Source organism: Pseudomonas sp. S2_E01, from assembly GCF_054668365.1.
On the sequence record NZ_CP162762.1, the window covers coordinates 2055165 to 2077616 of the forward strand.

Here is a 22452-nt window from a genome sequence, read left to right on the forward strand (position 1 = left end):
CAGCGTTATCGTTGACGACCATCGCGAGCATGCTCGCTCCTACAGGTGGGTGTGCCGGGTCCGGATCCACTGATCCGCATTTTTTTATCCAGCCTGCTACTGTCGCCACGGCCGGCTCGCTTCTAAAGTCGAGGGCTGTCTCTCCAGGGAAACCCGCGCATGTACAGCCCGTTCGCTGTTCCAGGCTCCGCTCGCCGATTTCATGATCGTCTCTATGCCGGTGAGATCCTGCGTATCAACGATGCGCCTGCCATGGCCGCCTTGGTCAAACACACCCGGGCAATGCTTGAAGAAGCACTGCATCCCTGGCCGCCGACCCACATCCATCGCCATCTGAACCACGAACAACAGGCCGTGCTGTTCGCCAAATGCCAGGCCACCTTTGCCGGTTCTCGCGAGATTCAGGGGCTGTGGCGAGTGGTCATCGAAAGCCTGGGCCTTGAGGCGCAGGCACTGGCCTGCGACCGATTGCACCTGCGCTTCCAGCCGCACCGCGAAGCTGATGCGCGTGCCTCACGGGCACGAGTGACGGCAACCATCGCATTCCACCGAGACACCTGGGGCTCGAACCTGTACGCGCAAACTAACTGGTGGGCTCCGATCTATCCGATCACGGCCGGGCGCACATTTGCGATTTATCCCGACCTCTGGCAACGAGCGCTGCGCAATTCCAGCGCCGATTTCGATATGCGCGCCATTCTCCAGCGCTCCCACCAGGACGGGCGCAACACGGTGGATGCCGATGAGGCCATCCCGCATTTGCTGGAACCGATCGATGGGCAAGAGGGCATTGCGGTGCAAATCGAGCCGGGCAGCCTGATCGCCTTTTCCGGCGCGCACGCCCACGCCGGTGTCGACAACAGTACGGGGCTGACGCGTATCTCGTTCGAAACCCGTTCGGTGTTGATCGCCGACGTCCTCGCCGGGCTCGGCGCGCCGAACATCGACGGAGATGCGCCCTGGCAGACCCCCGGATTATTTCGCCGGATGAGCGATGCCAAACGCTTGAACGATGTCCTGGGCTGTCACTTCATCGAACCCTACCAACGCTCCCACAGGGATTTGGGCTAAACACACATTCTGTGAGCGACCCGGCCCCCTGTAGGAGCGAGCTTGCTCGCGATAGCGGTGGGGCAGTCAGCATTGCTGTCGGCGGGATTGATGCCATCGCGAGCCAGCTCGCTCCTACAGAAGGCTTCGGAAATGCTTGAGATGTTATAGGGTAACAATATAAGGTGCTGGCCCCCGTGCCTGCACTGCGAATACCCCATGACCCTCACACCACCGCGTTCCACCGTCGTCCGGCTCCTGAGCATCGATGCACTCAGAGGCCTGGTGATTCTGTTCATGCTGCTCGATCACGTGCGCGAAACCTTCTTCCTGCACCATCAGGTGGGCGATCCCATGAGCGTTGCCACGACTGAACCCGCGTTGTTCTTCAGTCGCACCCTGGCGCACCTGTGTGCCCCGGTGTTCGTGCTGCTCACTGGCCTGTCGGCATGGCTGTACGGCGAGAAGTACGCGGGCAAGGGCGACGTCTGTCGTTTCCTGTTCAACCGCGGGCTGTTTCTGGTGGTGCTCGAATTCACCCTGGTCAATTTCGCCTGGACCTTCCAGCTGCCGCCAAGCGTCATTTACCTGCAAGTGATCTGGGCCATCGGCCTGAGCATGATCGCGTTGTCGGCACTGGTCTGGCTGCCGCGCCCGGTCTTGTTGCTCCTGAGCGTTGTGATCATCGCCGGGCACAACCTGTTGGACACGCTGCATTTCCCGGTTGAATCGGCCATGCACATACCCTGGGCAATCTTGCATGATCGCGGTTGGATCGAATTGACCGATGGCCTGCGCCTGCGCACCTCCTATCCGCTGTTGCCGTGGATCGGCGTGATCGGCCTCGGCTACGCCATGGGGCCGTGGTTCGGGAAAATGGCCGATGTCGGCGCACGGCAACGCGCATTGCTGATCAGTGGTGTCGTCGGTCTGGCCGGGTTCGTTGCCCTGCGTTTGCTCAACGGCTATGGCGAAAAATCCTGGAGCGTGGGCGAGTCGTCCGTGCAAACGCTGATAAGTTTTTTGAACATCACCAAATACCCGCCGTCATTGTTGTTCCTGACCTTGACCCTCAGCGTCGGCTGCTTGCTGCTCCTGTGGTTTGAACGGCAACGCCCCTGGTTGCGCCCGCTGGCGGTGTTCGGTTCGGCGCCGATGTTCTTCTACCTGTTGCACCTGTATGCGCTGAAAGTGCTGTACCTCATTGCGGTCGCGCTGTTCGGCCTGAACCAGGGCAACTGGTTTGGCTTCAGCTCGATAGGTGCGGTGTGGTTGACCGCGTTGTTGCTGGCCGTCGCCCTGTATCCACCGGTCAAGGCCTTTGCCGCATTGAAGGCGCGCCGTCGTGACCTTGCCTGGCTCAAATACCTTTGATCGTGCACTTTTATAAAGCCCCATTGCTGTGCGTTGCACTATGCGAAGGCAAAACTCTAGGGCGAGAGGGATTGGAGAGCTGACGCCCAAGTGCCCGTAAATCGGGGCGTTTGGCCACGCTCGAAGGAATCTGGCACAAACACTGCAATACACCTGGCAGGCCCACCACAAACGCAGTCGAGTGGGCAGCCCGCTTGGTCAACGACGATCGAAACAAGGGCAACATCGGTGGATCAGGCATAGCTGTCTGGGCTCAACACCGCAAAAGAACAGGCAAAGACGCCTGGAACCGCAAGGTTTCAGGCGTTTTTTTTTGCTTTTTGAACCGTTTTAGCCAGGTGCTCCTTATGAACTCCAATGTTGCCGCGTTGAACAAATTGCAAACGCTGATCGTGATCGGCAATGGCATGGTTGGCCATCACTGCGTCGAACAGTTGATCGAGAAGGGCGCGCTTGAGCACTACCACATTCATGTGTTCAGCGAAGAGCCGATGCGTGCCTACGATCGTGTGCATCTGTCGGAGTATTTCACCGGTCGCGACGCCGAATCCCTGGCCCTGGGTGATGCCGCGTTGTACCAGACACCCGGCGTGACCCTGCACCTGGGCGTGCCAGTGCTGGAAATCGAGCGTGCCACCCGCCATGTGGTCACCGCACAAGGCGGCATCGCCTACGACAAATTGATCCTGGCCACCGGCTCCTATCCCTTCGTGCCACCGGTGGAAGGTGCCGAGGGCAATTCGCGCCTGGTGTATCGCACCCTCGAAGACCTCGATGCCATCCGCGCCGCAGCCGCCAATGCCCGTCGTGGTGTGGTGGTCGGCGGTGGCCTGTTGGGCCTGGAAGCGGCCAATGCCCTGAAAAGCCTGGGCCTGGAAGCCCATGTGGTGGAATTCGCCCCGCGCCTGATGCCGGTGCAACTGGACGACATGGGTGGTCTTGCACTCAAGGCACAGATCGAACGCCTGGGCGTCGGTGTGCACCTGTCCCGTGCCACGCAGTCGATCAGCGCCGGTGACGAGTATCGCTATCGGATGAATTTCGCCAATGACGAGTTCCTCGAAACCGACCTGATCGTGTTCTCCGCCGGCATCCGTGCGCAAGACGCGCTGGCTCGCCAATGCGCGCTGGAGATCGGCCCGCGCGGCGGCGCCGTGATCGACAACCATTGCCTGAGCAGTGATCCGCACATCTACGCCATCGGTGAATGCGCCTCGTGGAACGGTAGCCTGTTCGGCCTGGTCGCGCCGGGCTACCAGATGGCGCGCAACGTCGCTGCACAGTTGTGCAACGAAGTGGCAGAACCGTTCATGGGCGCCGACATGTCGACCAAGCTCAAGCTGCTGGGTGTCGACGTTGGTTCGATCGGCGACGCCCAGGGCAGCACCCCGGGCTCGCGCAGCTTCCAGTTCGTCGATGAAGCCAGCGCCAGCTATCGCCGGTTGGTGGTGAGTGCCTGCGGCAAGTATGTGATCGGCGCGGTGCTAGTCGGCGACAACAGCTATTACGACACGCTGCTGCAATACGCGCAGAACGCCATCGCCTTGCCCGCGGAACCGGCCGGCCTGATCCTGCCGACCTCCGAAGGCGCGCCGACCCTGGGCCCAGGCGCTTTGCCGGAGTCGGCCACCATCTGTTCGTGCCACAACGTCACCAAGGGCTCGATCTGCTCAGCCATTGACGGCGGCTGCACCGACCTCGGTCTGCTCAAATCGCAAACCAAGGCCTGCACCGGTTGCGGCGGCTGCGCCGGGCTGCTCAAGCAGGTCTTCGAACATGAGCTGATCGCGCGCGGCGTCAGTGTCGACAAGAGCCTGTGCGAACATTTTGCCTACACCCGTCAGGAGTTGTACGCATTGGTGCGGGTGGAAGGGGTGATCAGCTTCGACGAACTGCTGGCCAAGCATGGCCGTGGCCACATTGGCTGCGACATCTGCAAGCCTGCCGTCGGTTCGATCCTCGCGTCCTGCTGGAATCAGCCGATCATGGACGCTTCGCTCGTGCCGTTGCAGGACACCAACGACACCTTCATGGCCAACATGCAGAAGAACGGCACGTATTCGGTGGTGCCGCGCATTCCCGGTGGCGAAATCACCGCCGACAAGCTGATTGCGATTGGCGTGGTGGCGAAGAAATACGACCTCTACACCAAGATCACCGGCGGCCAGCGCATCGACCTGTTCGGCGCGCAGTTGCATGAGTTGCCGGACATCTGGGCCGAGTTGATTGAAGCCGGTTTCGAAACCGGGCATGCCTACGGCAAGTCGACCCGCACAGTCAAATCCTGCGTCGGCAGCACCTGGTGCCGCTACGGCGTGCAGGACAGCGTGCAAATGGCCCTGAACCTCGAAGACCGCTACAAAGGCCTGCGCTCGCCGCACAAGCTCAAGTTCGCGGTGTCCGGTTGCACTCGCGAATGCGCCGAAGCGCAGAGCAAGGACGTTGGCGTGATCGCTACCGAAAAGGGCTGGAACCTCTACATCGCCGGCAACGGCGGCATGCGCCCCCGTCACGCCGAGCTGTTCGCCACAGACCTGGACGACGACACGCTGATCCGCTACATCGACCGCTTCCTGATGTTCTACATCCGCACCGCCGACAAGCTGCAACGCACTTCGGTATGGCGCGAAAGCCTGGAAGGCGGCCTGGACTACCTCAAGGACGTGATCATCCACGACAGCCTGGGGCTGGGCGCCGAGCTCGAATCGCAGATGCAACTGGTGGTCGACCGCTACGAATGCGAGTGGGCCAACGCCCTGCAAGACCCGGAAAAACTCAAGCGTTTCCGCACCTTCGTCAACGACAAACGCCCGGACCCGGACATTCACTTTGTCCAGGAACGCGGTCAGCGGCGCCCGATCATGGCCGCCGAACTCAACCTTATCCCGGTCACCGAGGAGACAGTCTGATGAGCCAATTCAATACCCAACGCGTGCAAGCGCTCGACACCTGGCAAACCGTGTGCGGTCAACAGGATCTGGTCAGCAACTCCGGCGTGGTGGTCTGGCTGGACGGTGCCCAGGTGGCGCTGTTCTACCTGCCCGGCGCCGAGGGCAAGACCTTGTACGCCATCGACAACCATGACCCGCAATCCGGGGCCAACGTGATCGGTCGGGGCCTGGTGGGCAGCATCAAGGGTGACCTGGTCGTGGCGTCGCCGATCTACAAGCAGCATTTTCGCCTGGAAGACGGCAGTTGCCTGGAATACCCGCAACAACGCCTGCGCGTCTGGCCGGTGCGGTTGAACGGTGACGCGGTCGAGGTCGGTGTGTACTGATGTTGAAGCCCAGGGCAGGGCTTACCGGGAAATGATCCCGTGATCGATGGCGTACTTGACCAGCGCCGCCGGCTTGTCGATGTTGAGCTTGCGGCGGATGCTCAGGCGGTGGGTTTCCACGGTGCGTACGCTGATGTCGAGGTCGCGGGCCATTTCCTTGTTGTTCATGCCCTGGACCATTTTGTACAGCACCTGACTTTCACGCGGCGTCAGTTCATTGTCGGTATTCTTGTCGGCGATCAGGCGTTGGGCGATCTCGGCGCTGTAGAAAGTGCCGCCGCTGGCAATCGCCTCGATCGCGGCGATGATTTCCCGTGACGGGGCGTTTTTCAGCACGTAGCCGCTGGCGCCGGAGCGCACGGATTCGCTCACATATTCGTAATTGTCGTACATGCTCAGCACCAGCACTTTCAGCGCCGGGTATTGGCTGCGCAGCAGGCGGGTCAGCTCGAGGCCGTTGATGTCCTGGAGGCCGATGTCCACCAGCAGCAGGTCCGGCTGGCAGCGCCCGACCATCTCGATGGCGTCGGCGCCGTTCTCGGCTTCACCGACCACTTCCAGCGGGGCCATGACCGACAACAGCGCCTTGATGCCGTCGCGGACCAGCGAGTGATCGTCGACCAGTGCGACGCGGATCGGGGAGGGCAGGTTCATCACGGGCATCTCTCTCTTGTTGTCGGGTCAGCGCTTGGCGCCGGGGACTTGCATGGGCAGCAGCACGTCCAGTTCACTTCTTCCGGGCACCGAGATCAGGTCGAATCGTCCGCCGAAATGCTCGACACGCTCACGCATGTTGCGCAAGCCAATCCCGGCCTGGCGCCGCTCGACCTGGGCGACATTGAAGCCGACGCCGTCATCGATGACCGTCAAGCGTATGGATTGTGCCGTGCCGTGCAGGTCGATGGAGACGTTTTTCGCCTGGGCGTGTCGTTCAATGTTGGTCAGGGCCTCCTGGACGATGCGAAACAGCGCCACTGCCGCGCCCTCTACCAGGTCGCAATCGAATTCATTGTCGTTGTAGGTGACGCTCAGGCCACTGCGCTGTTCGAATTCTTCGGCAAGCTGACCGATGGCGGCGGCCAGCCCCAGGGTGTCGAGCAGGGAAGAACGCAGGTCATGGGACAGGCTGCGCACTTCGCCTATCGCTTCGCCGAGACGTTCGGTGGCGTCCTTCAGGATGCCCAGGCCACGGTCCTCGCCCTTTTCCAGGACCAGGCCGGCCAGCTCGAACTGGAACTTGATGGAGACCAGCACCTGGCTGATGCCGTCGTGCAACTCACGGGACACCCGCGAGCGCTCCTCTTCCTGCAAGCTGACGATACGCTGGGTGAGGCGTTGCAGTTTTTTATCCGCCAGCCGGTGCTCGCTGACGTTGAGTGTCATGCCGCTGGCGAACACGAACAACACCGCCACCAGGGCGACGGCGGCAATGGCCAGCATGGTCGTGCGGATACCTTGTGCCACCTCGTCGCGGGCCTGCTGGGTGGCGCGTTCGACGTCTTCCAGGTAAATACCGGTGCCGAGCATCCAGCCCCAGCGATCGAGCATCACCACGTAGGCCAGTTTGTCGGTGACCTGGCCGGAGGAGGGCTTGTTCCAGGCGTAGCGCTGGAAACCTTCGCCCGATTGCGCGCTTTGCAACAGGGCCTGGATCACCGGCAAGCCGTGGGGGTCTTTCATGTCCCACAGGTACTGGCCGACCAGTTCCGATTGGCGCGCATGCATCAGGCTGCGGCCCTCGTGGTCGTAGACGAAGAAGTAGCCGTTGATGCCGAAACTGAGCTTGCGCAGATCCTCCAGCACCTGTTGCTGGGCGCGGGCGTCGCCACGGCCTTCGTCGTACAGCGGGGCGATCAGGCTCTTGGCCATTTCCACGTAGTTCTTAAGTTCTGCGCGTTTGCTGGCCAGGATGCTGTCTTCGATCAACTGCGCCTGCTGGTCGCCCAACTGACGGTTGAGCGAAATCACCAACGCGCAGATGACCGCAATCGCCAACACCAACGGCAGGATCCCGAGTGCGACGATTTTGTGTTTGAGTTGCATGGAGACTCCTGCGCGATTTTTTCTTCTTCTGTAGGAGCGAGCATGCTCGCGATGAACGCAACGACACCGCGGGGTGTCGGGCTCCCAGCGTTATCGTTGACGACCATCGCGAGCATGCTCGCTCCTACAGGGGACCTGCTTCGGGGCGGCATCATAGGCCAAAGAGATGCCCGTGGAGTAGCGCTACCGGGCAGCCGGTCGATACGCGAACCCTGTGGGAGCGGGCTTGCCCGCGATGGCGGTGTGTCATTCAACATGGATGCCGGCTGACCCACCGCTATCGTCGGAACGCCGCCCGGAGCAAGCCCGCTCCCACAAGGATTCCGCGCCTCTACGTAGTACTACGTAGAGGCTGCGTACGTAGTTACGCGGATTTATTTGTAGACGCCATGCGCAGATATTGGGCCAGCTCCGTATTGCGGACACAATTATAAAAATTACCGCCGCAGTCACAAGCTGTCGGCAGGAGACACGCTATGCCCCGTCTGGCTAAACACCTCGCCTGGTTTGCCGTGGCTGTTCTGGGAGCGTTCGCGCTGAGTGTCGTGGCCCTGCGCCGCGGCGAAGCGATCAACGCCCTCTGGATCGTAGTCGCGGCCGTCGCCATTTACCTCGTTGCCTACCGCTACTACAGCCTGTTCATCGCCAACAAGGTGATGCAACTGGACCCCAATCGAGCCACGCCCGCCGTGCTCAACAACGACGGTCTGGACTTTGTTCCAACCAACAAACACGTACTCTTCGGTCACCACTTCGCCGCCATCGCGGGCGCGGGGCCACTGGTCGGTCCGGTCCTGGCTGCGCAGATGGGCTACCTGCCCGGCGTGCTGTGGCTGATCGCCGGCGTGGTACTGGCCGGTGCGGTGCAGGACTTCATGGTCCTGTTCCTCTCCACTCGCCGCAACGGTCGCTCCCTGGGCGACATGGTCCGTGAGGAAATGGGCCGCATCCCCGGCACCATCGCCCTGTTTGGCTGCTTCCTGATCATGATCATCATCCTCGCGGTGCTGGCGCTGATCGTGGTCAAGGCCCTGGCCGAGAGCCCGTGGGGCATCTTCACCGTCATGGCGACCATCCCGATCGCGATGTTCATGGGTGTCTACATGCGCTACATCCGCCCGGGTCGCATTGGCGAAATCTCGGTGATCGGCGTGCTGTTGCTGCTCGGTTCCATTTGGCTGGGCGGGCAGATTGCTGCTGATCCGGTCTGGGCCAAGGCCTTCACCTTCACCGGGATCCAGATCACCTGGATGCTGATTGGCTATGGTTTTGTCGCTGCCGTTCTGCCGGTGTGGCTGATCCTGGCGCCGCGTGACTACCTCTCCACCTTCCTGAAAATCGGTACCATCGTTGCCCTGGCAATCGGCATCCTGATCACCATGCCCGAGTTGAAAATGCCGGCGTTGACTCAGTTCGTCGACGGCACTGGCCCGGTCTGGAAGGGCGGTCTGTTCCCGTTCCTGTTCATTACCATCGCCTGTGGCGCGGTATCGGGTTTCCATGCGCTGATCGCTTCGGGCACCACGCCCAAGTTGCTGGCCAATGAAAGCCATGCCCGTTACATCGGTTACGGCGGCATGCTGATGGAGTCCTTCGTTGCCATCATGGCCATGGTTGCCGCCTCGGTGATCGAACCGGGCGTGTACTTCGCCATGAACAGCCCGGCAGCCGTCGTCGGTGCCGACGCCGTTTCCGTGGCGCAGACCGTCAGCAGCTGGGGTTTCGTGATTACCCCCGAAGCGCTGCAAGCGGTGGCCAAGGACATCGGTGAAACCACCATCCTGGCCCGTGCCGGCGGTGCGCCGACCCTGGCGGTCGGTATCGCGCAGATCCTGCACCACGTCCTGCCGGGTGAAAACACCATGGCGTTCTGGTACCACTTCGCGATCCTGTTCGAAGCGCTGTTCATCCTGACTGCGGTCGATGCCGGCACCCGTGCCGGGCGCTTCATGCTGCAGGACCTGCTGGGCTCCTTCGTGCCGGCACTGAAACGCACCGAATCCTGGACCGCCAACCTGATCGCCACCGCCGGTTGTGTCGCCATGTGGGGTTACCTGCTTTACCAGGGCGTGATCGACCCGCTGGGTGGCATCAACACCCTGTGGCCGCTGTTTGGTATCTCCAACCAGATGCTGGCCGGTATCGCGCTGATGCTGGCGACCGTCGTGCTGATCAAGATGAAGCGCCAGCGCTACGTCTGGGTCACCATGTTGCCTGCGGTGTGGCTGCTGATCTGCACCACCTCCGCCGGTTTCATCAAGCTGTTCGACGCCAACCCGGCAATCGGCTTCCTGGCGCTGGCCCGGAAATACAGCGACGCCTTGGCCAACGGTCAGGTCCTGGCCCCGGCCAAGAGCATCGACCAGATGCAGCACGTGATCTACAACGCCTACACCAATGCGACGTTGACCGCGCTGTTCCTGCTGGTGGTGTTCAGCATCCTGTTCTTCGCCCTCAAGGTTGGCGTCGCCGCCTGGGGCACCAAGGAACGTACGGATAAAGAAGCACCGTTCCAGGCCGTACCGGATGCGTGAGCGAGGAGTGCAGCATGTTCAATGACCTGAGTCGCCTGGGTAAGTACCTTGGGCAAGCTGCACGCCTGATGGTCGGCATGCCCGACTACGACACCTACGTCGAGCACATGCAGACCAAACACCCGGACAAACCGGTGATGAGCTACGAGGTGTTCTTCCGGGAGCGCCAGGAAGCCCGTTACGGCAGCAAGGCGGGACCGAAGTGTTGTTGAACAAGCAGCCTGGTTGATGCAATACCTGGGTTGATGCAGTACCCCTGTGGGAGCGGGCTTGCCCGCGATGGCAATCTGTCAGTGGCTACTATGTTGGCTGACACACCACCATCGCGGGCAAGCCGAATCGTCGCACCGCCGCTCCCACATTGGTTTCCACAATGGTTCGAAATTCCGGCAATGGCTACGGCAACTCTTCCCACCTGACCTCGGTCAACCCGGCTTCCTCGGCATACACCCGTGGCTGCTCGCTTCCGTCGCCATAGAACACACCGATGTCCGCATGCAAACACGCGTAATACCACGCGTCGTCGTCAGTCATGTGCGTGTCCGGCTGGACGAACACTCGCCGAGAATCGTTCAAGCGGTAGGTGATTTCAAAATGCCGTGGGCGCATCAACCGTTCTCTTCGGGGGATGTGTGTCCGACAGTGGTGGCCTCGTGCCAGTTCCGTATTATTTGCTTGTGCCCCTCCCTTGGCGCTTTCTTGATTGGCATCAACCGGACCAATCGACGGCTTGGTTAAGCTGCAGCAAGGCCCGACTTGAGCGCCAGACCACCATGCTCTATCCGCTGTTTCTCACCCTGCACCTATTCGCCGCGCTGATCTTCATCGGCACGGTATTCTTCGAGGTGCTGTTTCTGGAAAACATCCGCAAGCGATTGCCGGCCAAGGTGATGCTGCTGGTCGAGGAGGGCGTGGCGCGCCGGGCTCGGCAGTTGATGCCTTGGGTGTTGCTGGTGTTGTTCGGTGCGGGCGTCGGCATGGTGGGGTTGCGTTACCTGCCGGTGCTGGCGGCGCCGCTGGCTTCGTCGTTCGGCACCTTGCTGATGCTGAAAATACTCGCCGCGATCAGTGTGCTCGGGCACTTCGCAACGGCCATGCTGCTGTTCAAGACCGGGCGCATGAAGGCCCGTTACGTGCATTTCATCCACACCAGCGTGTTCTGCCACATGGTGCTCATCGTTTTGCTGGCCAAAGGCATGTTCTACCTGACGTGGTGACCGGTCGTCCGCTCCTTTAAAGACGTGGCCTGCAGCTTGATACAAGTCAAGGAGCGTTGTTCGACAATCCCGGACACTGAAGGCCTGCGACCCGTCTCGGAGACCTGTCATGCTCGATTTCTTTCCAACACCCGGCGAGCCGGTCGCTCGCTGCGATCAGGGCGTACTCGACCCCAACTGTCATTCCGATACCCAGAAATTTCACACTGGGATCGGCTCCCTGGACCTGCTGCGCGCCGTGCGTGTCAGCCGCCAGAAGCGCCGGCCGCTGTCGCTCAACGTGCAATTGCCGTCCAACCTCAAACCGTCCTTTTGCACGCAGTCCGATGCTGTCGGCGAGCAAGGGGCCATCGAGCAGTACTTTGATCATCTGAAACGCGAAATTGACCTGGTCGGTTGCCACCTCAGCCCCGATCAACGGGTCGAGCAGTTCCACCTGGGCGGCGGTACGCCCGGCATCGCCCATCTGCAGCAGTTGATGAATCATTTGCGTCGGCGTTTCCATTTCCTCGAGCATGAGTCCGGCGACTACAGTGCCGAAGTGGACTTGCAGCACACCGACTGGGCGATCATGGGCGCTTTGCGCGAACAGGGCTTCAACCACGTCAGCATCGGCGTGCCGGACATCGACGGCGAGTGCGAGCGCTCGGTGGCCTGCTACCAGAATCCGGCCCCGATCAACTCCCTGATCGACGCCGCGCGCACTTTCGGGTTTCGCTCGGTCAATGTCGACCTGGGCTTTGGTCATGCCTGGCAAACACCGGACAGTTTTGCCCTGAAGCTCAAGACCATCGTCGAACTGGAGCCAGACCGGTTGATGGTGTTCGACTATGCCCGACCTCCGCGCCGCTACCGGCCAATGATCGGCGACAAGGTCCGGGCGTTGTGCAGCCAGGACGACAAGGGCGCGATGCGCCAGATCTGCTTCGAGCAATTGATCGCCGCCGGATACCACTACATCGGCATGGGCCAGTTCGTGCGACCAGACGATGATTTGGCCATTGCACAGGAACGCGGTCGCCTGCGCCGTACCTGTGACGGTTTCACCCGTCACGGTTTCTGCGATCACATCGGTTTTGGTCTGGGCGCGATCAGCCAGATCGACGACCTGTACACGCAGAACGCCGACGAGATCGCACATTACCACCGCCACCTGGGCAATAACCAACTGCCGACGTCCCGGGGGTGGCGCTTCGAGACGGGGGAGCAGATCCGTCACACGGTCACGGAACGGCTGGCGTGTGATCTGGAATTGGATATCCGTGCTATCGAACGCCGCTATGGGCTGGTGTTTCCCCGCTATTTCGCCTCGGTCTGGCCGCTGCTCGAGCAATTGAATCGCGACGGCCTGATTGAATTGTCGGATCGTTTTCTCAGTATTCTTCCCGCCGGTCGGCAGGAAGTGGATGTCATCTGCAATCTGTTCGAAAAAGAACTGGGCAGTGCACGGCATTAATCTTTTTGTGAGTGGATGTCATGAAATCTGTGTTCAATCGCGCCCTGGTAGAAAAATACGATCGCCCAGGGCCGCGCTACACCTCCTACCCGACGGCGCCACAGTTTCACCAGGCGTTTGCCGTCGACGACTACCAGCAAGCGGCGCGTGCCAGCAACCAGGCGCCAACGCCCAAACCGTTGTCGGTGTATATCCACATCCCGTTCTGCAAAAGCCTTTGTTATTACTGCGCGTGCAACAAGATCATTACCCAGAAAACCCATCGCGCCGTCGAATACCTGACCTACCTCAAGCGTGAAATCGCCATGCAGGCGGCCCTGTTCGACAGCACCCGCAAGCTCACGCAGTTGCACCTGGGCGGCGGAACCCCAACCTATTTGACCAGCGAGCAACTGGCCGACCTGATGGCGTGCCTGCATCAGTCCTTCGACATGGACGACAGCGACAACCACGAGTTTTCCATCGAGGTCGATCCGCGCACCATCAGCACCGAACGCATTCAGACCCTGCGCCAGCTCGGTTTCAATCGCCTGAGCTTTGGCGTGCAGGACTTCGATCCGCACGTGCAAGCCGCCGTCAATCGCCAGCAAAGCGAAGAGCAGATTTATGCCTTGGTCGCGGCGGCACGAGAGGCGCACTTCAAATCGATCAGCGTCGACCTGATCTACGGCCTGCCGTTGCAAACAGTGAGCAGTTTTGACGTCACACTGGGCAAGATCATCGCCTTGCGCCCGGATCGCATTGCCGCCTACAGCTACGCGCACCTACCGGAGATGGTACGCGCGCAACGGCTGATCCGACCCGAGGACATGCCGCCACCGGAACGCAAGCTCGAGCTGCTGGAGCTGACCATTCGCCGCCTGACTGACGCCGGTTACGTCTACATCGGCATGGACCACTTCGCCTTGCCGGATGATGAACTGACCCTGGCCCGTAGCCGCGGCACCTTGCAACGCAACTTCCAGGGTTACTCGACCCATGCCGATTGCGATCTGATCGGCCTGGGCGTGTCGTCGATCGGCAAGGTTGGTGACAGCTACAGCCAGAGCGTCAAGGAGCTTTCGCAGTACTACGCTCGCATCGATCAGGGGTTGCTACCGGTGCATCGTGGCTATCGCCTGACCGACGATGACGTGTTGCGTCGCGAAGTGATCAGCGATTTGATGTGCCACGGGCGCATCGATTTCGCCAAGTTCGAGGCTCGCCATGGCATCTGCTTCAACGAGTATTTCGCCGATGCGCTGGCGCAACTCGAAGAGCATGTGCGCGACGGTCTGCTGCAAATTCACTCCGACGAACTGGTGCTGTTGTCCCAGGGGCATTTGATGATGCGTAGCGCCGCCATGGCCTTTGATGCCTACTTGGGCGGCGAACAGAAGGGGCGTTTTTCCCGTACCGTTTGAACCCCTGGAGCTTTCTGCGCCGGGGTTTTGGGTTGAGTTGATTTCGGTCAAGGGCATGTGGCTCATTGCTACCTAAGATGGCCGCAAGCCCATTGAAATCAGCCAGCCCATGACAGCCCAGCCGCTTTTAAGACAGGTCTTCCCACGCTACTGGAGCGTTGGGTTGGTGGTGATGGTGCTGTTGATGGTCGCCGCATTTGCGACGGTGCAAGCCAAGTCCTATGGCGATATCGAGCGCCAGCGCATCGACAAGGTGTTCCCGCAGACGGACAAGGTCTCGGAGCCGGAAGGCAAGTTCAAGGTGCGCACCATCTCCGCAGCAGGGAAGGTGGTCGGTTACGTCTTCCAGAGCCTCGACGTGGTGGACATTCCGGCCTACTCCGGCAAGCCGATCAATACCCAGGTAATCCTCGATACGGCCGGCGTGATCCAGGACGCCTATGTGCTGGAACACCACGAGCCCATCCTGCTGATTGGCATTCCCGAAGAAAAACTCCACGGTTTCAGCGCGCGCTACAAAGGCATCAAGGTCACGCAGCGGGTGGTGGTCGGCCGCTCCAGCGACACGAGCGCCGTGACAGTGGATGCCATCGCCGGCGCCACGGTGACCGCCATGGTGGTCAACGAAGTGATCATGCGCGCTGCCCATGATGTGGCCGTGTCGCTCAAGCTGGTGGCCGATACCGGTGGAATGCGGAAAAAACCGGCCATCGTGCGCCAGGACGTTTACCAGCCCGCCACCTGGGAGCAGCTCACCGGTGACGGCTCGATCCGCCGCCTCAACCTGACCCGTGGCCAGGTCGACGCCGCCTTCAAGGGCACCGAAGCCGAAGGCGTGGAAAATGCCAGCCCCGATCAGGTCAACGACACCTTCATCGATCTGTACACCGCCGACCTCAACCCGCCGACCATTGGCCGTGCATTGCTGGGCGACAACCAATATCGCTTCCTGATGCAAGAGCTCAAGCCGGGCGAGCAGGCCATCGCCGTACTCGGCCGTGGGCAGTATTCGTTCAAGGGCTCGGGCTACGTGCGCGGCGGGATCTTCGATCGGGTGCAATTGCGCCAGTTCGGCAACGTCATCAGCTTCCGCGACATGGACCATCAACGGCTGTCCGACGTGTTCGCCCAAGGCATGCCGGAATTCGATGAGCTGTCGGTGTTCATCGTTCGCAAGGCTGCCGCGTTCGATCCAGGTTCGCCGTGGTCGCTGGAACTGCTGGTGCGCCGGCAGACCGGGCCGGTCAACGGTATCTTCAGCAGCTTCGAAGTGGGTTACCAACTGCCCGAACAGTACATCGAGCGCCCGGCGCCGACCGCAGAAGAACTGGCGGCCGTCGAGGAAGCCAACCGGCCGATGTGGTTGAACATCTGGTATCAGAAGCAATTCCAGATCGCCGTGCTGGCCAGCGCGCTGTTGTTGCTGACCGCCATCCTGTTCCTGCAGGACAAGTTCACCCGCCAGCCGCGCTTCCTGCATTGGCTGCGCCGTGGCTACCTGATGTTCACCGTGGTGTTCATGGGGTGGTATGCCCTGGGGCAACTGTCGGTGGTCAACGTGCTGACGTTCGTCCACGCGCTGTTCCAGAACTTCCGTTGGGAGCTGTTCCTCACCGATCCCTTGATTTTCATGCTCTGGGTGTTCACGGCCGCGAGCATCCTGCTGTGGGGCCGTGGTGTGTTCTGCGGCTGGCTGTGTCCGTTCGGCGCGTTGCAGGAGCTCATCAACGAGGCCGCGCGCAAGCTGAAAATCCCGCAATACGAATTGCCGTTCGCCGTGCATGAGCGGCTGTGGGCGATCAAGTACATCATTTTGCTGCTGCTGTTCGGTCTCTCGCTGGAATCGATGTCCACCGCCGAACAATTCGCTGAAGTCGAACCCTTCAAGACCGCCATCACCCTGCGCTTCGACCGCCAGTGGTGGTTCGTGCTCTACGCGGTGGCGTTGCTGGTCATCAACATTTTTACGCGCAAGGTTTACTGCCGCTACATCTGCCCGCTGGGCGCGGCACTGGCGATCCCGACCAAGCTGCGCCTGTTCGACTGGCTCAAGCGGCGCAAGGAGTGCGGCAACCCTTGTCAGTTGTGCGCCAAGGAATGCGAGATCCAGGCCATCCATCCCGATGGCCGGATCAATGCCAACGAGTGCCACTACTGCCTCGATTGCCAGATGACTTATCACAACGACAACAAATGCCCGCCGCTGATCAACAAGCGCAAGAAGCGCAACAAGTCAGCACCGGTCACAGCACAACTGATCCCCGTCGTGGAAGTCGCCGCTTCTGAATGATTTCCATGAGCGCACCTGCGCAGTGTCCGTTTCCCTTCAAGGAGTAACGCAAGATGAGCGATAAAGAATCCAAAAAAGTCGGACAGGAAGAAGAGCAGGCGGGCCTGAGCCGGCGCGGCTTCCTGGGTGGCAGCGCCATGACCGGTGCGGTGCTGGCGGGCGCCACGGCCCTGGGTGGAACCGTGTTCACCCGTGAATCCTGGGCGGCGGCGGTCAAGGACGCGCAGTCGAAAATCCATGTGGGTCCCGGCGAGCTCGACGAGTACTACGGCTTCTGGAGCGGCGGTCACCAGGGTGAAGTGCGCGTCCTGGGCGTGCCGTCCATGCGTGAGTTGATGCGTATTCCGGTGTTCAACGTCGACTCCGCCACCGGTTGGGGCCTGACCAACGAAAGCAAGGCGATTCTGGGCGACAGTGCCAAGTACCAGAATGGCGACTGCCACCACCCGCACATCTCCATGACCGACGGCAAGTACGACGGCAAATACCTGTTCATCAATGACAAGGCCAACTCGCGCGTCGCGCGTATCCGCCTGGACATCATGAAGTGCGACAAGATTCTCACCGTGCCGAACGTGCAAGCGATCCACGGTCTGCGCCTGCAAAAAGTGCCGTACACCAAATACGTGTTCGCCAACGCCGAGTTCATCATTCCGCATCCCAATGATGGTCACACGTTCGACCTGCAGGACAAAAACAGCTACACCATGTTCAACGCCATCGACGCCGAGAAAATGGAGATGGCGTTCCAGGTGATTGTCGACGGCAACCTCGATAACTCCGATGCCGATTACTCGGGCAAGTACGCGGCGTCGACCTGCTACAACTCGGAAAAGGCTTTCGACCTTGGCGGCATGATGCGCAATGAGCGCGACTGGGTGGTGGTGTTCAACATCCCGCGCATCGAGGCAGCGATCAAGGCCGGTAAATTCACGACGCTACCCGGCTCCAAAGTGCCGGTGGTCGACGGTCGCAAGACCGATGGCAAGGATTCCGAATTTACCCGCTACATCCCAGTGCCAAAGAACCCGCATGGTTGCAACACGTCCTCCGATGGCAAGTATTTCATTGCTGCCGGCAAACTCTCGCCCACCGTATCGATGATCGAGATTGCCCGTCTGGATGATCTGTTCAACGACAAGATCAAGGACCCCCGCGAGGTCATCGCCGCCGAGCCGGAGTTGGGCCTTGGCCCGCTGCACACCACCTTCGACGGTCGCGGCAATGCCTACACCACGCTGTTCATCGACAGCCAGGTGGTGAAGTGGAACATGGCCGATGCCGTACGTGCCTACAAGGGCGAGAAGGTCAACTACATCAAGCAAAAGCTCGATGTGCACTACCAGCCAGGCCACAACCATGCGTCCCTGACCGAAACCAGTGAAGCTGACGGCAAGTGGCTGGTGGTGTTGTGCAAATTCTCCAAGGACCGCTTCCTGCCAACCGGCCCGCTGCACCCGGAAAACGACCAGTTGATCGACATTTCCGGCGAAGAAATGAAACTGGTGCACGACGGTCCGGCATTCGCCGAACCCCACGACTGCATCCTGGCGCGCCGCGACCAGATCAAGACCAAGAAGATCTGGGACCGCAACGACCCGTTCTTCGCTCCGACCGTGGCGCGGGCCAAGAAAGACGGGATCAACCTGGAGACCGACAACAAGGTCATTCGCGACGGCAAGAAAGTGCGGGTCTACATGACCTCCATGGCACCGGCGTACGGGCTGACCGAGTTCACCGTCAAGCAGGGCGACGAAGTCACCGTGACCATCACCAACATTGACCAGATCGAGGACGTGTCCCACGGTTTTGTCATGACCAACCACGGCGCGAGCATGGAGATCAGCCCGCAGCAAACGTCGTCCATCACCTTCAAGGCTGACCAGCCTGGCGTGCATTGGTACTACTGCAGCTGGTTCTGCCATGCGCTGCACATGGAAATGGTCGGCCGCATGCTGGTCGAACCGGCCTGACGGGTGGTTGAGGACAGGAGTGCAGCGATGACCGCAATCTTGGGCAACCCGATCAAGGTGATCGTGTTCGCGCTCCTGTCGATGTCCGGCAGTGCGTTGGCCGTACAACCCATTACTGATCTGCCGCTGCAACAGGACGCGCAGCAACGCTGGCACCTGCCGGCGGGCGAGTATCGCGGCTCGTTCAGCGTCGATTCGCCGATGCAGATCGTCTGTGAACCCGGCGCTGTGTTTCAGGCGCAGGGGCAGGGGAATGGGGTGACGGTCAGCGCACCCGACGTGACGATCGAGGGCTGTACCTTTCTCGATTGGGGGCATGATCTCACCGCCATGAACTCGGCGGTGTTCCTGCAACCCAAGGCCCGGGGTGCCGTGATCAAGGGCAACCGCATGCAAGGGCAGGGCTTTGGTATCTGGGTCGACAGTACCCACGATGCCAGCCTGATCGACAACGACATTCAGGGTGATCCGACGCTGCGCTCGCAGGATCGCGGCAATGGCATTCACCTGTATGCCGTGCGGGGGGCCAAAGTCATTGGCAACCACGTGCGCGAAGCCCGCGATGGCATCTACATCGACACCTCCAACGGCAACCTGCTGCAAGGCAACACGCTCGAAGACCTTCGTTATGGCGTGCACTACATGTTCGCCAACGACAACCAGGTCATCGACAACATCACCCGCCGCACCCGCACCGGCTATGCCCTGATGCAAAGCCGCAAGCTGACGGTGACCGGCAACCGCTCCGAACAGGATCAGAACTACGGGATCCTGATGAACTACATCACCTATTCCACATTGCGGGACAACTTCGTCAGTGACGTGCGCGACGGCTCCACCGGCGACACCATGATCACCGGCGCCGAAGGCAAGGCGTTGTTCATCTACAACTCGCTGTTCAACAGCATCGAACACAACCACTTCGAGCGCAGCGCCGTGGGCATCCACCTCACGGCCGGCTCGGAGGACAACCGCATCGCCGACAACGCCTTTGTCGGCAACCAGCGCCAGGTCAAGTACGTCGCCACCCGTTTGCAGGAATGGTCGATCGACGGCCGGGGCAACTACTGGAGCGACTACCTGGGCTGGGACCGCAATAACGACGGCCTGGGCGATATCGCCTACGAACCCAACGACAACGTCGACCGCCTGCTGTGGATGTACCCTCAGGTACGCCTGCTGATGAACAGCCCGGGCATCGAGTTGTTGCGCTGGGTGCAACGGGCGTTTCCGGTGATGAAGTCGCCGGGCGTGATGGACAGCCATCCGCTGATGAAATCGACCACTGAAACACTGATCAAGGAGCCCATCGGATGAATGTCATCGACATCGAAGGCGTCAGCCAGCGCTATGGGCAGACCACCGTTTTGCATGATTTGAACCTGAGCCTGGGCGAGGGCGAAGTGTTGGGCCTGTTCGGCCATAACGGTGCGGGCAAGACCACCAGCATGAAACTGGTGCTCGGTTTGCTGGAAGCCAGCGACGGCCAGGTGCGGGTATTTGGCCGCCAGCCCAGCGATCCGCACGTGCGGCGTCTGCTCGGTTACCTGCCGGAGAACGTGACGTTTTATCCGCAGATGAGCGGCCTGGAAACCTTGCGCCATTTTGCCCGCCTCAAGGGCGCTTCGAACGCTCAGGTGGACCAGTTGCTGGAGGAGGTCGGCCTGGCGGCTGCGGCGCGCAGGCGTGTGAAGACCTACTCCAAGGGCATGCGTCAACGGCTCGGCCTGGCCCAGGCGCTGCTGGGCGAGCCTCGCCTGTTGCTGCTGGACGAGCCGACCGTCGGCCTCGATCCGATTGCCACCCAGGACCTGTACCGCCTGCTCGACCGCCTGCGGGGCCAGGGCACCAGCATCATCATCTGCTCCCACGTGCTGCCGGGGGTCGAGGCGCACATCAACCGCGCCGCGATCCTGACCCAGGGCCGGCTGCTGGCGCTCGGCAGCCTGCGCAAGTTGCGCGAAGACGCGGGCCTGCCGACGCTGATCCGTGCCAACGGCCTAAAGCGCGCAGGGTCCTTGCAGACTTCCTGGAACATCGACGGGCACGTCACCCAGCGCTGGGGCGTGGAAGGGCTGGAAGTGGCGGCGCTCAATGGCAGCAAGCTGCGCCTGTTGCGTCAGCTACTCAACGAGGACGACCCAAGCGACGTGGAAATTGCCCCTCCGTCCCTGGAAGACCTCTATCGCTATTACATGGGGCAGGCCGGTGTACACGCCAAGGGAGAGACCGCATGAACCCAATCTGGAACATGGCCCGCAAGGAGTTCAGCGATGGCCTGCGCAACCGCTGGTTGCTGGCGATCAGCCTGTTGTTCGCAGTGCTGGCCACTGGCATTGCCTGGCTGGGTGCAGCGGCGTCCGGGCAACTGGGTTTTACGTCGGTGCCGGCGACCATCGCCAGCCTCGCCAGCCTGGCGACGTTCCTGATGCCGCTGATTGCCTTGTTGCTGGCTTATGACGCCATCGTCGGCGAGGACGAAAGCGGCACCTTGCTGTTGCTGCTCACGTATCCGCTGGGGCGCGGGCACATCCTGCTCGGCAAGTTCATCGGCCACGGCGGCATCCTCGCGCTGGCGACGCTGCTGGGTTTTGGCTGCGCGATGCTGGCGATCGCGGTGCTGGTCGACGACGTCGAACTGAGCCTGCTGGTCTGGGCATTTGGTCGCTTCATGCTGTCGTCGACCTTGCTCGGTTGGGGCTTTCTGGGGCTCGCCTATGTGCTGAGCAGCGTCTCGGCCGAGAAATCCACCGCAGCCGGGCTGGCGCTGGGGGTGTGGTTCTTTTTTGTGCTGGTGTTCGACCTGGCGCTGCTGGCATTGCTGGTGCTCAGCGAAGGGCAGTTCAACCCCAAGGTGCTGCCTTGGTTGCTGTTGCTCAACCCGGCTGACGTCTATCGCTTGATCAATCTGTCCGGTTTCGATGGCGGCGCCACGACCGCCGGGGTGCTGACCCTGGGCAGCGATCTGCCGCTGCCGGGCGCCATGCTCTGGCTGTGCCTGTTGTTGTGGGTGGCGGCGCCGCTGGGTGCGGCCTGGCTGCTGTTCCGTCGCCGGGCGACCTGAATTCCTGTCTTGAAATGTTTGGAGTTGACGATGAGTACGCTTTATCTGAGAACCGTGGGCGCGGTGGCGGGCTTGATGGCTTGCCTGTTGCTGACCGGCTGTGACAAACCGGTCGAAGCCAGCAACAGCCTGCAGCCCGTCGCGTTTCATTCCAGTGACGAATGCCATGTCTGCGGCATGATCATCGGCGAGTTTCCGGGGCCCAAGGGCGAAGTGGTCGAGCGCAGCGGCGTGAAGAAATTCTGCAGCACGGCAGAAATGATTGGCTGGTGGCTACAGCCGGAGAACCAACACCGCGGTGCGAAACTGTATGTGCACGACATGGGCCGCGTGGCGTGGGACAAGCCCGATGATGCGCAATTGATTGATGCCAGGGATGCGTTCTACGTGGTGGGCACCCAACTCAAGGGCGCGATGGGGGTGGTGCTGGCGTCGTTCTCCAGCAAGCACATGGCTGACAAACTGGCCGAAGAGCAGGGTGGGCGGGTGTTGCGTTTCAGCGAGATCGACCAGTCTGTACTGCAGCAGCCGGGGATGGCTGGTCATTCGATGCATTGAGGGTGACTGACACACTGCTATCGCGAGCAAGCTCGCTCCTACACTGTATCCCTGGTGTTCACAACCACCGGGACCACTGAAGATCCCTGTGGGAGCGGGCTTGCCCGCGAAGAGGCCATGTCAGGCGACATCAATTCTGAGTAAATGTGCTCCCACAAAAGCTTCTGCCGTTCACAAATCGCCATTTTGAAAATCTGATCGCCGTCAAGTCGA

At 61.0% G+C, this 22452-nt stretch carries 18 protein-coding genes; 15 read left to right on the forward strand and 3 right to left on the reverse strand.

The genetic code is table 11. The features are described from left to right. The first annotated feature begins 159 nt into the window (after positions 1-159). The 4 genes from AB4O36_RS09405 (at position 160) to nirD (ending at position 5701) form a co-directional block, all read left to right on the forward strand. Positions 160-1071, forward strand: a complete 912-nt coding sequence (locus AB4O36_RS09405; RefSeq protein WP_460141568.1) for a hypothetical protein — start codon at positions 160-162, stop codon at positions 1069-1071. A gap of 198 nt (positions 1072-1269) precedes the next feature. Then, positions 1270-2424, forward strand: coding sequence for a DUF1624 domain-containing protein (locus AB4O36_RS09410; RefSeq protein WP_460141569.1), 1155 nt, complete (start codon positions 1270-1272; stop codon positions 2422-2424). A gap of 347 nt (positions 2425-2771) precedes the next feature. Next, positions 2772-5333, forward strand: coding sequence for a nitrite reductase large subunit NirB (gene nirB / locus AB4O36_RS09415; RefSeq protein WP_460141570.1), 2562 nt, complete (start codon positions 2772-2774; stop codon positions 5331-5333). Next, on the forward strand, positions 5333-5701 hold the full coding sequence (gene nirD, locus AB4O36_RS09420; protein WP_010466122.1) for a nitrite reductase small subunit NirD: 369 nt from the start codon (positions 5333-5335) through the stop codon (positions 5699-5701). The genes nirB and nirD overlap by 1 nt, the downstream gene beginning before the upstream one ends. A gap of 21 nt (positions 5702-5722) precedes the next feature. On the opposite strand, the gene AB4O36_RS09425 is transcribed toward nirD, so the two are convergent. Further along, on the reverse strand, positions 5723-6355 hold the full coding sequence (locus tag AB4O36_RS09425; RefSeq protein ID WP_010466120.1) for a response regulator: 633 nt from the start codon (positions 6353-6355) through the stop codon (positions 5723-5725). Positions 6356-6382: 27 nt separating this feature from the next. Next, positions 6383-7744 (reverse strand): cache domain-containing protein, encoded by a 1362-nt coding sequence (locus tag AB4O36_RS09430; RefSeq protein WP_010466118.1) that lies wholly within the window; start codon positions 7742-7744, stop codon positions 6383-6385. Between the two features lie 476 nt (positions 7745-8220). On the opposite strand from AB4O36_RS09430, the gene AB4O36_RS09435 reads away from it, so the two are divergent. Beyond that, entirely contained in the window at positions 8221-10278 is a 2058-nt protein-coding gene (locus tag AB4O36_RS09435; RefSeq protein ID WP_010466113.1) for a carbon starvation CstA family protein, read from the forward strand. Between the two features lie 14 nt (positions 10279-10292). Then, positions 10293-10490, forward strand: a complete 198-nt coding sequence (locus AB4O36_RS09440) for a YbdD/YjiX family protein (protein WP_007900300.1) — start codon at positions 10293-10295, stop codon at positions 10488-10490. Positions 10491-10674: 184 nt separating this feature from the next. Here the strand turns inward: AB4O36_RS09440 and AB4O36_RS09445 are convergent, their stop codons facing one another. Next, positions 10675-10887 carry a DUF6555 family protein gene (locus AB4O36_RS09445; protein WP_010466110.1) on the reverse strand — a complete coding sequence of 71 codons (213 nt, stop codon included), beginning with the start codon at positions 10885-10887 and terminating at the stop codon, positions 10675-10677. A gap of 164 nt (positions 10888-11051) precedes the next feature. Between AB4O36_RS09445 and AB4O36_RS09450 the strand changes: the two genes are divergently transcribed. The 9 genes from AB4O36_RS09450 (at position 11052) to AB4O36_RS09490 (ending at position 22239) form a co-directional block, all read left to right on the forward strand. Then, a complete protein-coding gene (locus AB4O36_RS09450; protein WP_460123987.1) occupies positions 11052-11495 on the forward strand; it encodes a CopD family copper resistance protein in 444 nt (147 codons plus the stop codon). A gap of 109 nt (positions 11496-11604) precedes the next feature. Further along, positions 11605-12951, forward strand: coding sequence for an oxygen-independent coproporphyrinogen III oxidase (locus tag AB4O36_RS09455; RefSeq protein ID WP_460141571.1), 1347 nt, complete (start codon positions 11605-11607; stop codon positions 12949-12951). Positions 12952-12971: 20 nt separating this feature from the next. Continuing rightward, the gene (gene hemN, locus AB4O36_RS09460; protein WP_460123993.1) at positions 12972-14354 is read left to right on the forward strand and encodes an oxygen-independent coproporphyrinogen III oxidase; all 1383 of its coding nucleotides are present in this window, start codon (positions 12972-12974) and stop codon (positions 14352-14354) included. Positions 14355-14463: 109 nt separating this feature from the next. Beyond that, positions 14464-16644 (forward strand): transcriptional regulator NosR, encoded by a 2181-nt coding sequence (gene nosR, locus AB4O36_RS09465; RefSeq protein ID WP_460141572.1) that lies wholly within the window; start codon positions 14464-14466, stop codon positions 16642-16644. Positions 16645-16697: 53 nt separating this feature from the next. Next, positions 16698-18617 (forward strand): TAT-dependent nitrous-oxide reductase, encoded by a 1920-nt coding sequence (gene nosZ, locus AB4O36_RS09470; protein WP_460141573.1) that lies wholly within the window; start codon positions 16698-16700, stop codon positions 18615-18617. Positions 18618-18644: 27 nt separating this feature from the next. Next, complete coding sequence (locus AB4O36_RS09475) at positions 18645-19934, forward strand: nitrous oxide reductase family maturation protein NosD (protein ID WP_010466098.1); 1290 nt, start codon at positions 18645-18647, stop codon at positions 19932-19934. Continuing rightward, positions 19931-20854, forward strand: a complete 924-nt coding sequence (locus AB4O36_RS09480) for an ABC transporter ATP-binding protein (protein ID WP_460124002.1) — start codon at positions 19931-19933, stop codon at positions 20852-20854. The genes AB4O36_RS09475 and AB4O36_RS09480 overlap by 4 nt, the downstream gene beginning before the upstream one ends. Continuing rightward, entirely contained in the window at positions 20851-21681 is an 831-nt protein-coding gene (locus AB4O36_RS09485; RefSeq protein WP_010466093.1) for an ABC transporter permease, read from the forward strand. Before AB4O36_RS09480 ends, AB4O36_RS09485 begins: the two co-directional genes overlap by 4 nt. A gap of 30 nt (positions 21682-21711) precedes the next feature. Continuing rightward, a complete protein-coding gene (locus AB4O36_RS09490) occupies positions 21712-22239 on the forward strand; it encodes a nitrous oxide reductase accessory protein NosL (protein ID WP_010466091.1) in 528 nt (175 codons plus the stop codon). Positions 22240-22452: the final 213 nt, after the last annotated feature.